General features: G+C 64.2%; 14 protein-coding genes. All 14 read right to left on the reverse strand.

Going from position 1 to position 14,154, the window contains the following annotated elements; all coding sequences use genetic code 11:
• Nucleotides 1–10 precede the first annotated feature (10 nt).
• The gene (locus tag AC5XE7_RS06350; protein ID WP_495365320.1) at nt 11–811 is read right to left on the reverse strand and encodes an ABC transporter permease; all 801 of its coding nucleotides are present in this window, start codon (nt 809–811) and stop codon (nt 11–13) included.
• A complete protein-coding gene (locus tag AC5XE7_RS06355) occupies nt 811–1,992 on the reverse strand; it encodes an ABC transporter permease (RefSeq protein ID WP_495365321.1) in 1,182 nt (393 codons plus the stop codon). Before AC5XE7_RS06355 ends, AC5XE7_RS06350 begins: the two co-directional genes overlap by 1 nt.
• The gene (locus AC5XE7_RS06360) at nt 1,989–3,056 is read right to left on the reverse strand and encodes an ABC transporter ATP-binding protein (RefSeq protein WP_495365322.1); all 1,068 of its coding nucleotides are present in this window, start codon (nt 3,054–3,056) and stop codon (nt 1,989–1,991) included. The genes AC5XE7_RS06355 and AC5XE7_RS06360 overlap by 4 nt, the downstream gene beginning before the upstream one ends.
• Nucleotides 3,057–3,149: 93 nt before the next feature.
• Nucleotides 3,150–4,160 (reverse strand): ABC transporter substrate-binding protein, encoded by a 1,011-nt coding sequence (locus AC5XE7_RS06365; RefSeq protein WP_239801086.1) that lies wholly within the window; start codon nt 4,158–4,160, stop codon nt 3,150–3,152.
• Nucleotides 4,161–4,639: 479 nt separating this feature from the next.
• Nucleotides 4,640–5,224, reverse strand: a complete 585-nt coding sequence (locus AC5XE7_RS06370; RefSeq protein ID WP_280198646.1) for a cupin domain-containing protein — start codon at nt 5,222–5,224, stop codon at nt 4,640–4,642.
• A gap of 154 nt (nt 5,225–5,378) precedes the next feature.
• A complete protein-coding gene (locus tag AC5XE7_RS06375; protein ID WP_239799858.1) occupies nt 5,379–5,828 on the reverse strand; it encodes a RidA family protein in 450 nt (149 codons plus the stop codon).
• On the reverse strand, nt 5,825–7,054 hold the full coding sequence (locus AC5XE7_RS06380; protein ID WP_495365323.1) for an acyl-CoA dehydrogenase family protein: 1,230 nt from the start codon (nt 7,052–7,054) through the stop codon (nt 5,825–5,827). Before AC5XE7_RS06380 ends, AC5XE7_RS06375 begins: the two co-directional genes overlap by 4 nt.
• Before the next feature lie 3 nt (nt 7,055–7,057).
• Nucleotides 7,058–7,900, reverse strand: a complete 843-nt coding sequence (locus AC5XE7_RS06385) for an enoyl-CoA hydratase family protein (RefSeq protein WP_495365324.1) — start codon at nt 7,898–7,900, stop codon at nt 7,058–7,060.
• Between the two features lie 30 nt (nt 7,901–7,930).
• Entirely contained in the window at nt 7,931–8,389 is a 459-nt protein-coding gene (locus AC5XE7_RS06390; RefSeq protein WP_495365528.1) for a cupin domain-containing protein, read from the reverse strand.
• A gap of 15 nt (nt 8,390–8,404) precedes the next feature.
• The gene (locus AC5XE7_RS06395) at nt 8,405–9,178 is read right to left on the reverse strand and encodes an SDR family NAD(P)-dependent oxidoreductase (protein WP_495365325.1); all 774 of its coding nucleotides are present in this window, start codon (nt 9,176–9,178) and stop codon (nt 8,405–8,407) included.
• The gene (locus AC5XE7_RS06400; protein WP_495365326.1) at nt 9,175–11,499 is read right to left on the reverse strand and encodes a bifunctional salicylyl-CoA 5-hydroxylase/oxidoreductase; all 2,325 of its coding nucleotides are present in this window, start codon (nt 11,497–11,499) and stop codon (nt 9,175–9,177) included. Before AC5XE7_RS06400 ends, AC5XE7_RS06395 begins: the two co-directional genes overlap by 4 nt.
• Nucleotides 11,500–11,672: 173 nt before the next feature.
• Nucleotides 11,673–12,194 carry a MarR family winged helix-turn-helix transcriptional regulator gene (locus AC5XE7_RS06405; RefSeq protein WP_239799863.1) on the reverse strand — a complete coding sequence of 174 codons (522 nt, stop codon included), beginning with the start codon at nt 12,192–12,194 and terminating at the stop codon, nt 11,673–11,675.
• A gap of 86 nt (nt 12,195–12,280) precedes the next feature.
• Nucleotides 12,281–13,249 carry a pyridoxal-phosphate dependent enzyme gene (locus AC5XE7_RS06410; protein ID WP_495365327.1) on the reverse strand — a complete coding sequence of 323 codons (969 nt, stop codon included), beginning with the start codon at nt 13,247–13,249 and terminating at the stop codon, nt 12,281–12,283.
• Nucleotides 13,246–14,022, reverse strand: coding sequence for a GntR family transcriptional regulator (locus AC5XE7_RS06415; protein WP_495365529.1), 777 nt, complete (start codon nt 14,020–14,022; stop codon nt 13,246–13,248). Before AC5XE7_RS06415 ends, AC5XE7_RS06410 begins: the two co-directional genes overlap by 4 nt.
• Nucleotides 14,023–14,154: the final 132 nt, after the last annotated feature.

Below are 14,154 nucleotides of genomic sequence, written 5' to 3' on the forward strand. Positions count from 1 at the left end.
GCGACATGCTTCAGGCTTCCGCCGGCTGCTTCAGCCGCTCGGTACGCCGCCTGACCAGCACCGCCACCGCCGCAATCAGCAGGGTGCCGATGATGAACAGGAAGGCGGCAGCGGCAATCGCCGGGCTGATGTTCTCGCGGATCGAGGAAAACATCTGCCGCGCCAGCGTGCGCTGGTTGGGACCGGCGACGAACAGCGTCAGCACCACCTCGTCGAGCGATGTGGCGAAGGCGAACACCGCGCCCGACAATATGCCGGGCAGCGCCAGCGGCAGGGTCACGCGCCGGAACACGGTCAGCGGCCCCGCACCCAGACTGGCAGCGGCCCGCTCGACCCGCCTGTCGATGCCGGCGAGCGAAGCCGTTACCGAAACCACGACAAAGGGCACCGCCACCACCGAATGCGCCGCGATCACTCCGGCATAAGAGTTGGCGAGGCCCAGATGCACGAAGAACACCTGCATGCCGACGCCCAGCACCACCGCCGGCACCACCATCGGCAACAGAAAGGCGGTGCGGAACAGGCCCGGAAGCACCAGCCCCGCATTGCGCAGCCCCAGTGCCGCCAGCGTGCCCAGCGTTCCCGCCAGCAGCGTCGTTCCCGTTCCGATGATGAGGCTGTTGACGATCGACATGCGCCACACATCGGCGCTGGCCAGTTCATCGAACCAGCGCATCGAATAGCCGGGAATGGGATAAGTCAGGAACACGCTTGAGGTGAAGGCAAGCGGCAGGATGGCGAAGAGCGGCGCGATGAGGAAGACCACCGCAGCGATCGCGCACACCAGCCTGACGAGGTTCGACGCACGCATCAGCGGCCTCCCGTACGGTCAGCGGAAAGGCGGCCATACACCGTGTAGAGCGCCAGCGTGGCCACCAGCAGGATGGCGCCCAGCGCGCCCGCCATGCCCCAGTTGGCGGAGCCGATGGCGTAGAAGGCGATGACCGAGGAGATCATCTGGTCCTGCGCCCCGCCGATCAGTGCGGGCGTGATATAGTAGCCGATAGCGGTCATGAAGACGAGCAGCGAGCCCGACACCACGCCGCGCAGCGACAGCGGCAACAGTACCCGCAGAAAGGCCCGCCACGGCGGCGCACCAAGAGAGGCAGCTGCCGGCATCAGGTTGCGCGGGATCGACAAGAGCACCGAATAGATCGGCAGCACCATGAAGGGTAAGAGCACATGGGTCATGGCGATGATCACGCCCAGCCGGTTGAAGATCAGCGGCAAGGGTCCGCTGATGAGGCCAAGCGACATCAGCGTGTCGTTGATCAGCCCCTTCTCCTGCAACAGGATGAACCATGCGGCAGTGCGTACCAGAAGCGAAGTCCACAGCGGCAGAAGCACAGCGCCGAGCAGGAGCTGGCGTTTCCACCCATCGACGGACGCCACCAGCATCGCATAGGGCAGACCGATCAGCGCACAAGCCAGCGTCACGAGCGCACCGATGCCAAGCGTGCGCAAAAGGATTGCGCTGTTGGCGGAAGCTTCCGCCGGCAGGGCCGTGATCTTGCCACTGGCATCGCGCTCATAATCCAGCGCCGCCAGCAGATAGCGGTCGGTATAAGGATTGGTTGAATCGGCCACAGCGCGCCAGAAGCGTATATCGGACCAGCGCTTGTCGATGGCGACCAGATCGACCGGCCCCTGCGGCTGATCTTCCAGCGCCCGCGTGGTGCGGCTCATCAGCGTGCGGAAGCCGTTCTGGGCGCTGTTGAGGCGGCGCACCGCATCGCCCAGCAATTGCTGGTCGTCGATGGCCCGCAGATCATCGACGAAAGCCTGCTTCAGCTCTTCAGGCGGATCGGACTGCCTGTCCCAGTCGCCCGCCACATCGGCGGTGAGCGGAAAGGCGCGCGAACCCACCGGATCGGAAACCGATTCCTTGAGCATCGTGGCCAGCGGCCAGGCGAAGAAGATCGCCAGGAACAGCACCAGAGGCGCGACCAGCGCGAGTGCCGTCAGGCGTCCCTTGAACGAGGTCTCGCTCATGCCGGCAGCATCCAGCAATCGGACGGGGCGAAGGACACGACGACCTTGTCGCCGGGATTGAATTCGGCCGTCTTGCGGTCTGCCTTGGCGATGAAGCCAAAAGCGCCGTCATCAAGCTGGATGCGCAGATGATCGCCATGATAGACGGCGTCGGCAACGGTCGCCGGATAGGCGTTCTGCGAGCCGGCATCCGTGCCGAGCCGGATGCGCTCCGGCCGCACCGACACGAGGATCCGGCCAGCGTCGGCACGAATATCGGAGGGCTGCACGCGGATGGTGCCGCCGCCGTCCAGCTTGACCGTCGCACCGGCATCGCCGGCTTCGGCGAGCGTTCCCTCGACGAGGTTGGTCTCGCCGATGAACTGCGCCACGAAGCGCGACCGCGGCTGATCATAGATTTCGCGCGGGGTCCCGATCTGCTCGATCTTGCCCCGGTTGAACACCGCGATGCGGTCGGACATCGTCAGCGCCTCGGATTGGTCGTGGGTCACGAACACGATGGTGAGGCCGAGCCGCTTGTGCAGGGCGCGGATGTCGAGCTGCATCTGTTCGCGCAACTGCTTGTCGAGCGCGCCGAGCGGCTCGTCCATCAGCACGACGGAAGGCTCGAACACCAGTGCCCGGGCCAGCGCCACGCGCTGCTGCTGGCCGCCGGAGAGCTGCACCGGGCGGCGGTCCTTCATGGCGCCGAGTTGCACCATGTCGAGCGCGCGCGTGACCTTCTCCTCGATCTCGGATCGCGCAACACCGCGCATTTCCAGCGGAAAGGCCACGTTGGCCGCAACACTCATATGCGGAAAGAGCGCATAGTTCTGGAAAACCACGCCCATATTGCGCTTGTGCGGCGGCAGATGGTCGACACGCCGGCCGCCCACCGAGATGGTGCCGCCGCTCGGCGCCTCGAAGCCCGCCAGCATCATCAGGATGGTGGTCTTTCCCGACCCCGAGGGACCGAGCAGGCTGAGGAACTCACCCTGAGCGATGTTCAGGTCGAGATCGTCAACGACGCGCAGCGTGCCATAGGCCTTGCTGACTTTTTCAAAGCGGATGTCCGACTGGCTCAAGGATGATCACCGCCCAGGAAAGCGGCCCTCTGCAAAAAGGGAATGGGACACGGGACCATGGCAGTCCCGTGCCGTCTTTCATCGAAGTGGCCGTTACTGTGCCAGCCAGGCGTTGAAGCGCTGGGTCAGGGCCTCGGCATTGTCGATCCAGAAATCGACATCGATCGCCAGAGCGTCCTTCATGTTTTCAGGCTCGGTCGGCAGGTCGGCCTTGTATTCGTCCGGCACGATCGCCGCCGCATCCTTTGCCGGCAGACCATAGGCCACATATTGCGGCAGCTTGGCCTGGTTTTCCGGCTGGCTGGCGAAGGCGATGAAATCCATGCCGGCTTCCTTGTTCTCGGCATCCTTGAGGATCGCCCAGCTGTCCACGGCATAGATCGAGCCCGGCCACACCACCTTGAACTTGCGGTTTTCCGAACGGTTGATGCCGGTGATGCGGCCATTATAGGCGGAAGCCATCGCCACCTCGCCGGATGCCAGGAACTGCAGCGGCTGGGCGCCGGCTTCCCACCACACGATGTTGGGCTTCAGCTCCTCAAGCTTTTTGAAGGCGCGCTCCACACCCTCGTCGGTGGCGAGCGTGTCGTAGACGTCGGCGGGGGCAACCCCATCGGCCATCAGTGCGAATTCGAGCGTGTATTTGGGTCCCTTGCGCAGCGAGCGCTTGCCCGGGAACTTCTCCACGTTCCAGAAATCCGCCCAGGACTGGGGCCCGTCGGCGATCTTCTCGGAATCATAAGCGATCGCCGTCGACCAGACGATCGCGCCGACGCCGCATTCGTTCACCGCCGAAGGAATGAACTTGTCCTCCCCACCCAGCTTTGCCCAGTCGATCTTTTCGTAAAGGCCGTCGGCGCAACCCAGCGCCAGTTCCTCGACCTCGACCTGCACGACATCCCAGTTCGGGTTGCCCGCCTTGACCTTCGCCTGCAGCACGCCGATACCGCCATCCCACGCCTCGTCCAGAAGCGGCTTGCCGGTCTTTTCCGCATAGGGCTTGAAATAGATTTCGCGCTGCGCGTCCTGATAGGTGCCGCCCCATGACACCACGGTGAGGTCGCGGGCCTGAACCGGCGACATCATGCCCATCGTTGCGGCCATCAGGCCGCTGATTGCCAGAATTCCCGTCAATTTACGCATGCTATCTCCCATTTTGGCCAGGTTGTTGTTTTCGTATGCCTGAAGCCGTCAGCGACAATCCAAAGACCGTCGCGGAAAACTGTCAAGCATTTCGGATCAGATAAGGACGGCCGGATAGGACCCGACCGCTTTTCGCGGTTGCGGAAGAAGGCGCAGCGCCCCCTGGCGCATCACCAGATGAACGGATGCGGCCGGCCCGGACCAAAGCACCGCTCTTCACGAGGCAGACCGTTTGCGACGGCATTTCACCATGCTTTGCAATCAACGCAGTCGTCTCCTCAGCCTGCCTTGCGGGGCCCGGCTCCGGATATGCCGCGATGCAGGCCTCCATTCCTGCCGCGCCCCAGATGCCGCCATATCTGCGACCTTGCCCCTGCGGAATTCCTAACACCGTTCAAAATCTTGCGCAACATACCGCTCAATATATTGAGCGCCATTAGTCAAAGGTAGGGGGGTGTGCAGGCAGAGATGACGATGGTGACGCCCTCCGAGGCATTGCGAAACCGGTGCGGCAGACGGCTGTCGAAGAGATAGGATTCGCCCGCCTTCAGAACCCGCACATCATCGCCGACGGTAAGCTCCAGTTCTCCCTCCACCACATAACCACCCTCGGTGGAGAAATGCGCCAGCATGGCTTCGCCGGTATCGGCGCCGGGCTCATAGATCTCGTGCAGAATCTGGAGGTTGTAGGCGCGCGCATCGCCGATCTGGCGCAGCGTCAGGCGGCCCTCCCCTTTGTCGATAGCCCGCGCCGTGACACGCGAGGTAAGATCCTTGAGATCGTCGGCGCCGAAGAAGGGGCCATGCCGCTGGCGCTGATCGTCCTCGAAAAAGTCCGACATCGACACGTCGAGACCGCCCAGTATCTTGCGCAGCGTAGCGATGGACGGGCTCGACTTGTTTTTCTCGATGATCGAAATCTGGGCATGCGGCACACCCGCGCGCCCCGCCAGTTCGCGCTGCGACAGGCCAGCGGCTGCGCGCAGCGCCTTGAGCCGCGCGCCGATATCGAATTCCTCTGTCATGCCTGTCCCGATCCCGGCAGATTGTTCCACTCCGGTCAAAATATAGAACAGTTCGGGACAGGGAAAAAGAGCAGGCAAGCCATTTTGACAGCACAGGCAGAAGAATGGCCCGGCCCGGTCAGCCCGGCCATCGGGCGGGCGGCAGGCGAGCCGCTCAGTCCGGGATAACAGCCGTCGCCTGTATCTCGACCAGCGCCTCGTCCTCGATCAGGCCCGACACCTCGACCACGGCCATGGCCGGGAAATTGCGTCCCATCGTGGCCTTCCACGCAGCGCCGATTTCCTTCAGCGAAGCCGAATATACCTTCTTGTCGGTGACGTACCACGTCATGGTGGTGATGTGCTCGGGACCCGCGCCGCCTTCGCGCAGGATGGCGAGCACGTTTTCCAGCGTCTGCCTGATCTGGCCCGGCAGATCATGCGCCTCGAACTTCATCTGGCCGTTCCAGCCGATCTGACCGCCGACATAGATGGTGCGTCCGCGCGCCTCGATGCCGTTGGAATAGCCGACCGGCTTGTCCCAGCCTTCCGGGTGCAGAATGCGGTGCGGGGTACGGGGCAAGGTTGCGGGCGGGGCCTGCTCTGCGGGCTTGGTCTCGCTCATGACGACTCCTGTCTCGATAGTTTCACCAGCTCGCGGCCGATGATCAGCTTTTGCACCTCGGTGGCGCCTTCGTAGATTCTGAGCGCCCGGATCTCGCGATAGAGCCGCTCCGTGATGTTGCCGACCTGCACGCCGCGCCCGCCGAACATCTGCACGGCCTGGTCGATCACCCATTGCGCGTTCTCGGTGGCGGTGAGCTTGGCCATGGCGGCTTCCTTCGTCGCAGGCAGTTTCTGCACGTCGCGCCGCCATGCGGTGCGCGCCACCAGAAGTGCTGCCGCGTCGATGGCCGTCGCCATTTCACCCAGCGTGCTCTGTGCCGTCGGCAGATCGGCCAGCGTGGCCCCGAACATGTTTCGCGATCCTGCATGGGTGACGGCTTCCGCAAGCGCCCGGCGCGCGAAACCGAGGGCAGCAGCGGCGACCGACGGCCGGAAGATGTCGAGCGTGCGCATGGCGATCTTAAAACCTTCCCCCGGCGCGCCCAAAAGCCGGCTTGCCGGAACACGGCAGTTCTCGAAGCGAATCAGCGCCAGCGGATGCGGGGCGATGGTCTCGATGCGCTCGGCGATGATGAAACCGGGTGTATCGGCATCGACGACGAAAGCCGAAATGCCGCGCGTGCCGGGTGCCTCGCCGGTCCGGGCAAAGACCGTGTAGACATCGGCGATACCGCCATTGGAGATGAAAATCTTCTCGCCATCGAGCACATAATGGTCACCGTCGCGGCGGGCAGTGCAGCTCATCGCTGCCACGTCCGAGCCGGCGTCTGGCTCTGTCAGCGCGAAAGCCGAAATCAGTTCGCCCTTCGCGATCTTCGGCAGGATCTTCTGTTTCAGTTCCTCGCTACCCGAAAGGCTGATGGCCCCCGTGCCAAGTCCCTGCATGGCGAAGGCGAAATCGGCCAGCCCATCCTCATGGCCAAGCGTCTCACGCAGGATGCACAGGGAGCGGCTGTCGATCTCCGGCGAAATGCCGCCATAAGCCTCAGGCACGCAATGGCGCAGGAAGCCGGCTGCACCAAGCTTCTTCACCAGCGCCTTGCAGGCCGCGTCGGCATCACCATGGTCGATTTCGCCAAGCCCGCCGGCAGCGATGAAGGCGTCTGCCTCCACCGCCAGCGCCCGATGCCCGTCGCCGTAGAAGGGCCAGTCGAGATGGTCGCGCGGAGGCGGCTTGGCCGGGGCTGGGGCCGGAGTTGGTGCCGGGGTCGAGGAATGCGCCATGGCTCAGTTCCCCTTGAAATCGGGCTTCGCCTTGGCCGCGAATGCCTCGAAGGCACGGCGGAAGTCGCCGGTCGCCATGCAGATCGCCTGCGCCTGCGCTTCCGATTCCAGCATTTCCTCGATGCCCATCGACCATTCCTGATCGAGCATCTTCTTGGTCATGGAATGGGCGAACCACGGACCGTCCGCCAGCCTGCGGGCAAAGGCCTGCGCCTGCCCCAGAAGCGCATCGCGTTCGGCAATCTCGTTGTAGAAGCCCCAGTTGTAGCCTTCCGCCGCCGTCATCACGCGGCCGGTGAACAGAAGCTCCGCCGCCCTGCCCTGCCCGATGATGCGCGGAAGAATGCCGCAGGCGCCCATATCGGCCCCGGCCAGCCCGACGCGCGTGAACAGGAACGCGGTTTTCGTCTCCGGCGTGGCAAGGCGATAATCGGACGCCATGGCGAGGATCGCACCCGCACCCGCACAGATGCCGTCCACGGCGGCGATCACCGGCTGCGGGCAGGCGCGGATCTGGCGCACCAGATCGCCGGTCATGCGGGTGAAGGCCAGAAGGTCGGGCATCTTCATGGCCGTCAGCGGCTCGATGATCTCGAACACGTCGCCGCCGGAGCAGAAATTGTTGCCCTCGCCGGTCAGCACCACGCAGCGCACATCGCCGGCGCGCGTCAGCGCCCGGAACAGATCGCCCAGTTCCTCGTAGCTCTCGAAGGTGAGCGGGTTCTTCTTGTCCGGCCGGTTGAGCGTGATCGTTGCCACGCCCCCGTCCTCATCCGTCTCAAAGCGGAAATGCTTCGGCTGGAAATCCCGGAACGGCCTGAGCTTGGCCTGCATGGCATTGGTCATGACAAACTCTCTTCCTCTTGTCCGGCCCGCTCACTCGTTGGCGGAAGGCGGCAGAAAATCCACATCGTGTTCGGCCGAGACCTTCACCACCTCGTCGGTGTCGGTCATGTTGTGCAGCTTCTCGAAAAGCTCCTTCAGCCGACCGGCCGGCGACACCCAGAACAGGGCGCGGGCAGGCTTGTCGGTTTTGTTGAAATAGCCATGCGGGACACCGCGCGGCATGCGCACGAGATCGCCGGCGGAAGCGGTGAACCACTTGCCGTCCAGCTTCACCTGCAACTCGCCCTCCTGAACGAGGATAAACTCATCCTGCGTCCGGTGAATGTGGACCGGAACGAACTGACCGGCCGCGCTGTTGGTCTCGAACGCGAAGCTCGAAGCGCCGACGGATTTGGGGAAATAACGCTGGCCGAGAATGTTCCACTCCACATTCCCGTAGCCGGTGCCGTTCGCGGTGATCCCGCCTTCGACTGCATCTTTTTCTGCCATCATGTCCTCCCGGTTTCAGTTCATCACTTCGCCGCCGGCAACCGCGATCGCCTGCCCGGTGATAGCGCCGGCCCCCTCGCCGGCCAGCCACAGCACGGCATCGGCGACCTCCTGCGGCGTGACCAGCCTGCCCTGCGGGTTTGCCCGCGCCAGTGCTTCGCGCGCCTCATCGGCGCTGCGCCCGGTCTTGCCGGTGATGTTGTCCACCGCCGCATCGAGCAGCGGCGTGTCGGTGAAGCCGGGGCAGACGGCATTGACGGTGATGCCGGTGCGCGCCAGTTCCACCGCCAGCGATCGCGTCAGCCCGACCACGCCATGCTTGGCCGCGCAATAGGCGGACACGTAAGCGTAGCCGGTCATGCCGGCGGTGCTGGCGATGTTGATGATGCGCGCCGAGCCGGCCTTGCGCAGCGACGGCAGCAGCGCCCGCGTGACCAGATAGGTGCCGGTGAGATTGACCGCGACGACGTGGTTCCACAGCGCCAGATCGGTTTTTTCGAAGGGCGCGGACGGCGCTTCGCCGGCACAATTGACCAGCACGGAAACCTCACCCAGAGCTGCAATCGCCTGCGCAGCACCTGTGGTCACGACCTGCTCGTCGGTCACGTCGAAGCCGTCGACTACCAGCGCCTTGCCGCCCAAAGCCACGATTTCGGCGGCCACCGCCTGAAGCGGTCCGGCCCGCCGCCCCGCCAATGAGACGGCAAAGCCCTTGTCCCCCAGCGCCAGCGCGATGGCCCGGCCAATGCCGGTGCCCGCCCCGGTGACGAAGGCGTGTTGAGCGCTCATTTCCGGCCTGCCGCTTCGGCGGCCGCGCGTGCCAGATTGTTTTCATATTGCGAGCGCGCCGACAGATATTGCTTCGGCCATTCCACGCCGAAAAACCCGATCTTCGCCGCCTCATGCAGAACGAAGGATGGATCGGCCAGATGCGGGCGGGCGACCGCGCAAAGGTCGGCACGGCCGGCGGCAATGACGGAATTGGCATGATCGGCCTCGGAAATCGCGCCGACCGCGATGGTCGCAACGCCCACCTCGTTGCGGATCTTGTCCGACATCGGCGTCTGCCACAGCCGCCCGTAAACGGGGCTGTCGTCCGTCACCACCTGCCCGGTCGAGCAGTCGATGAGATCGGCGCCGGCCTGCCTGAACATGCGGGCAAAGATGGCGGCATCCTCCGGCGTGTTGCCGCCCTCGTGCCAGTCAGTCGTCGAGAGGCGCACCGAGATCGGGCGATCCTGCGGCCATGCCGCGCGCACGGCGCGAAACACTTCCAGCGGGAAGCGGGCGCGGTTCTCATGACTGCCACCATATTCGTCGTCGCGCCGGTTGGTCAGCGGCGACAGGAAGGACGACAGCAGATAGCCATGCGCGGCATGGATTTCGAGAATGTCGAAGCCGGCAGCTGCGGCACGTTTCGTGGCCGCGACGAAATCGGCGACGACGCAGTCCATATCGCCCCGTGTCATGGCGCGCGGCACCTGCGACTGCGGCAGATAGGGAATGGCGGAGGCCGAAAGAAGCGGCCAGTTCTCTTCATCAAGCGGCTGGTCCATGCCCTCCCAGCCGCGCTTTGTGGAACCCTTGCGGCCGGCATGGCCAAGCTGGATGCCGATTTTCGCCGGCGTCTGGCCATGCACGAAATCGACGATGCGTTTCAGCGCCGCAGCCTGCTCCTCGTTCCACAGGCCAAGACAGCCCGGCGTGATGCGGGCATCCGGCGAAGTGCAGGTCATCTCGGGAAAGATGAGGGCGGCCCCACCCATGGCGCGCGCGCCGAGATGCACCATGTGAAAGTCGTCGGCCAGCCCGTCCGTGGCGGAATACATGGCCATGGGCGACACGATGATGCGGTTGCGCAGGGTCAGGCCACGCACGGTGTAGGGCGTGAACATGGGCGGCGGCACACTGCCATCCGCCGCCGGCTCCACGCCAGCCCGCTTCGCGAACCAGCGCTCGTAGCCTTCCAGCCATTCAGGATCGCGCAGGCGCAGGTTCTCATGGCTGATGCGCTGCGAGCGGGTCAGCATCGAATACATAAACTGTTCGGGTTCAAGCCGGTCGGCATAGCGATGCCCCACGACCTCGAACCATTCCATGGCGTTGCGGGCCGCGTTCTGGATGCGCGCGACATCAACGCGGCGCACCTCTTCATAGGCGTCCAGCACGGCCGGGATATTTTTCGCATCATGGCCGAAGGCGTTGAACTGGCGGGTCAGCTCGATGGCGTCGTCGATGGCAAGCTTGGTGCCGGAACCGATGGCGAAATGGGCGGTGTGGGCGCTGTCGCCCATCAGCACGACATGGCTTTTGCCGTTGAAATGGCTCCACTTCTCGCAGATCAGCCGCCCGAAATTCAGCCATGCGGAGCCGCGCAGATGGCGCGCATTGCTCATCAGCCGCGAGCCGTCCAGCGTGTCCGTGAACAGCTTTTCGCAGAAAGCGATCGACTGGTCCTGATCCATCTCGCCGATGCCGTGGGCGTTGAACACGTCCTCGGTGGTCTCGACGATGAAAGTCGAGGTGCTGTCGTCGAATTTGTAGATATGCGCCTGGAACCAGCCATGCTCGGTGCGCTGGAAATCGAAGGTGAAGGCATCGAAGGCCTTGTCGGTCCCGAGCCAGATATAGCGGTTGGGCCGCATCAGCATGTCGGGCCGGAACACGTTTTCATAGCGGGCTCGGATGCGCGAATTGACGCCGTCCGAAGCGATGATCAGGTCGGCATCGGCGAATTCCTCGTCGCTCTGCACATCCTGCTCGAACACCAGCTCGACGCCGAGTTCGAGGCAGCGCTCCTGCAAGATGTTGAGCATCTTCTTGCGGCCGATGCCGACGAAGCCGTGACCGGTGGTGCGGATCTTGCGCCCCTTGAACACCAGCTCGATATCGTCCCAGTGATTGAAGGCGTCCTCGATGGTGGCGGCCGTCTGCGGATCCCATTCGCGCATCGACTGCATGGTGGCATCGGAAAACACAACGCCCCAGCCGAACGTGTCGAAGGCCCGGTTGCGCTCGACCACGGTCACCTGATGCGCCGGATTCTGCTTTTTCATCAGCAGGGCGAAATAGAGACCGGCCGGCCCGCCTCCGATGCAGACAATGCGCATGATCGTTCCTCCCGTCATCGGCATGGCGGAGCCTGAACACCACCTTTGCCGCTCCCAAGAAAGAGCATTCCGAAAAAAACTTCAAGCTTAAAGTTTCTTCAGGCGGAGCAAAAATCGCAATGCTCCCGCCGGGCGAACTGGCGGGAACCATGTACCAGCCGGCGAAAAGGGGGTTACGTGCCCGACAGTGCCTGACGGATCGAACCCTTGAGCCGGCCCAGCGCATCCATCAGCAGGGCTTCGTCATTGCGCGACAGATGGCCGAACAATTCGCCGATCCATTCGCCATGGCGGTCCGCCATGGTGCGGAATGCGGCGCGTCCCTCATCGGTCAGGGCGATGATCTGCACGCGACGATCCTTCGGCGAAACGGTGCGGCTGACATAGCCCATCTCCACCAGCCGCTCGACCAGCGCGGTGAGGTTGCCGGCCGAAACCATCATGCGCCGCGAAACCTCGCCCAGCACCATGCCGTTTTCGGCGCGTTCGAGCTGCGCCATCAGGTCGAAGCGCGGCAGGGTGAAGTCGAATTCCTCGCGCAACCGCCGCCGGATCTCGGTCTCAGCCAGCGTCGCGCAGGTCAGGAGCCTGAGCCACAGGCGAATTTCCGCGCCATGGTCGCCCGGCGCCTCCAGCACCTTGGTCTCCCCGTCCAGCCATTCGGCTTGACGCTCGTCGTCCCTGATCTCGTTCATCTCCGGCCCGGTCGTCCTCCAGCAATCCGGCTCTTGTAGAGCCGTTTAGCCGGTCTGGACAAGCCGCAGCTTGCACCGGCCGGGCGTCAGGGCCGGGGAATGCCCCCTGCAAGCACCGTCGCATAGGCGTCCGCATCGATGTTGCCGCCCGAGATCACGCACACCACATTGCCCTTCGCATGGGGGCTGGAAAGTGCCGCCGCCAGCGAAGCAGCACCTGCACCCTCCGCCACCACCTTGGCCCGCGAGAACAGAAGCCGCATGGCAGCCGTCACCTGTTCGAGGCTGACGGTCTCGGCGCCGTCGATCAGTTCGCGCGCCACCGGCCACAGCTGCGGCACCAGCGAAGGGCCGCCGATGCTCTTGATGAAGGACGGTCTCGTTTCGATATCCACGATACGCCCGGCGGCGAGAGCCGCCGTGACCGGCGCGGCGTTCTCGTCCTCGACGGCCAGAATTTTTGTGTCCGGCTTCAGCGCCCGCACAGCGCTGGCGACACCCGTGGTCATCGAGCCGCCGCCATAGGGCGTGAGGACCACATCGACGTCGGGAAGCGCCTCGACGATTTCCCGCCCGATGGTGCCGTTGCCGTCCAGAACGGCCTGATCGGTGACCGGGTTGATCAGCAACTCGTCAAGCTGCGGGCGGTCGGCATCGGTGATGTAGCGCCACCAGTCGTCCATGCCGATGAAACGCACATCGCCGCCAAGCCCCCTCACACCGTCGATCTTGGTCTGCGGCGCGCCTTCATACATGTAAGCGGCCATCTTCACGCCGAGCGCATGGGCCGCCCACGCCATGCCATAGGCCATGTTGCCGGAACTGACCGTGGCGACGCCGCTGGACAGCTCCGCCTGCTTTCGCGACAGCAGCGCATTGAGCGCCGGCCGCAGCTTGAAGGCGCCGATGGGCGAGAGCGTTTCCAGCTTAAGGAAAATACGCCGGTCCGGAAGCCCGAGATCGAGCGGCACCAGCGGAGTCGGCTGCATATAAGCGACGAGGCGTGCTTGCGCAGCCTGCATCGCTGCAAGGGTCGGTCTTTGCGGGGCGTTCATTCCCCAGCGGCCTTTCTGCCCCCGGCCTTGTCCGACCTTTTGCGGCGGCCCGCTTCTTCCCCGGCCTGAATATAGGCATGCAACGTGTAGCCGATATGCTCTTCCATCAGCCGGCGCGCCCGCTCCATGTCGCGGTCGAGCGCCGCCTCCATCAGCGCCGTGTGATGCTCGATCCCCATTGCTTCGCGCAACGCCGTCACCGCTGCCTCATATCCTTCCTGCCGCCCTTCAGCGGCGCGCAGGGTAGGTGCCAGACCAAGAAAGCGGTGATGCCGGCGCAACTGATCGGAGATCGTGGCATGGAAGCGCAGCAGCCAGCTTGAGCGCGCAGCACTCAGCAGCGCATCATGGAAAGCACTGTGCTTTTCATCCCATTCGTCAACCGCAGCTTCTGACGGATCGTCGGGCGCGATCTTGCAGCGCGACAGGCGGAAATGGCTGGTGACGACGGTCGCCTCCCACGCCTCATCACCGTTGGCGATCGATTCCAGCAACAGCGGCAACTCCACCACCATGCGCGCCCGCGCCAGATCCTCCAGCTCGCCCTTCGACACCGGCGCCACGGCGAAACCGCGATTGGAGATGGCGGTGACCAGCTTCTCGGCCTCCAGCCGCGACAGCGCCTCGCGCAGCGGCGTCCAGCCGACGCCATAGGCATCGCGCAACGCGCCCAGTTTCAGCGCCGCCCCCGGTTTCAGCCGGGTGGCCAGGATATCGCGCCGCAGCAGGCTGTAGGCTGCTTCCGTCTTGCTCTGTCGGGTTTCTTCCTGCATCGTGCCATCCGCTTGCATCAGGCCGTCTCCGGCCATGATCGCGTCTCCTCCCCGGCTCCGCGCGAATTATATATGAAATGGCTCCGGAGCCAAATTATATATCATCCGCTGCATTCCTCCGATCTATATATA

It is taken from the genome of Aquamicrobium sp. YD-1-mutant5 (genome assembly GCF_059509755.1).

What these genes read in the sequence shown, in the direction of transcription:
- AC5XE7_RS06350 (WP_495365320.1), bottom strand. Translation starts at nt 811, where the DNA reads ATGCGTGCGTCGAACCTCGTCAGGCTGGTGTGCGCGATCGCTGCGGTG.
- AC5XE7_RS06355 (WP_495365321.1), bottom strand. Translation starts at nt 1,992, where the DNA reads ATGAGCGAGACCTCGTTCAAGGGACGCCTGACGGCACTCGCGCTGGTC.
- AC5XE7_RS06365 (WP_239801086.1), bottom strand. Translation starts at nt 4,160, where the DNA reads ATGGCCGCAACGATGGGCATGATGTCGCCGGTTCAGGCCCGCGACCTC.
- AC5XE7_RS06370 (WP_280198646.1), bottom strand. Translation starts at nt 5,224, where the DNA reads ATGACAGAGGAATTCGATATCGGCGCGCGGCTCAAGGCGCTGCGCGCA.
- AC5XE7_RS06375 (WP_239799858.1), bottom strand. Translation starts at nt 5,828, where the DNA reads ATGAGCGAGACCAAGCCCGCAGAGCAGGCCCCGCCCGCAACCTTGCCC.
- AC5XE7_RS06380 (WP_495365323.1), bottom strand. Translation starts at nt 7,054, where the DNA reads ATGGCGCATTCCTCGACCCCGGCACCAACTCCGGCCCCAGCCCCGGCC.
- AC5XE7_RS06385 (WP_495365324.1), bottom strand. Translation starts at nt 7,900, where the DNA reads ATGACCAATGCCATGCAGGCCAAGCTCAGGCCGTTCCGGGATTTCCAG.
- AC5XE7_RS06390 (WP_495365528.1), bottom strand. Translation starts at nt 8,389, where the DNA reads ATGGCAGAAAAAGATGCAGTCGAAGGCGGGATCACCGCGAACGGCACC.
- AC5XE7_RS06395 (WP_495365325.1), bottom strand. Translation starts at nt 9,178, where the DNA reads ATGAGCGCTCAACACGCCTTCGTCACCGGGGCGGGCACCGGCATTGGC.
- AC5XE7_RS06400 (WP_495365326.1), bottom strand. Translation starts at nt 11,499, where the DNA reads ATGCGCATTGTCTGCATCGGAGGCGGGCCGGCCGGTCTCTATTTCGCC.
- AC5XE7_RS06405 (WP_239799863.1), bottom strand. Translation starts at nt 12,194, where the DNA reads ATGAACGAGATCAGGGACGACGAGCGTCAAGCCGAATGGCTGGACGGG.
- AC5XE7_RS06410 (WP_495365327.1), bottom strand. Translation starts at nt 13,249, where the DNA reads ATGAACGCCCCGCAAAGACCGACCCTTGCAGCGATGCAGGCTGCGCAA.
- AC5XE7_RS06415 (WP_495365529.1), bottom strand. Translation starts at nt 14,022, where the DNA reads ATGCAGGAAGAAACCCGACAGAGCAAGACGGAAGCAGCCTACAGCCTG.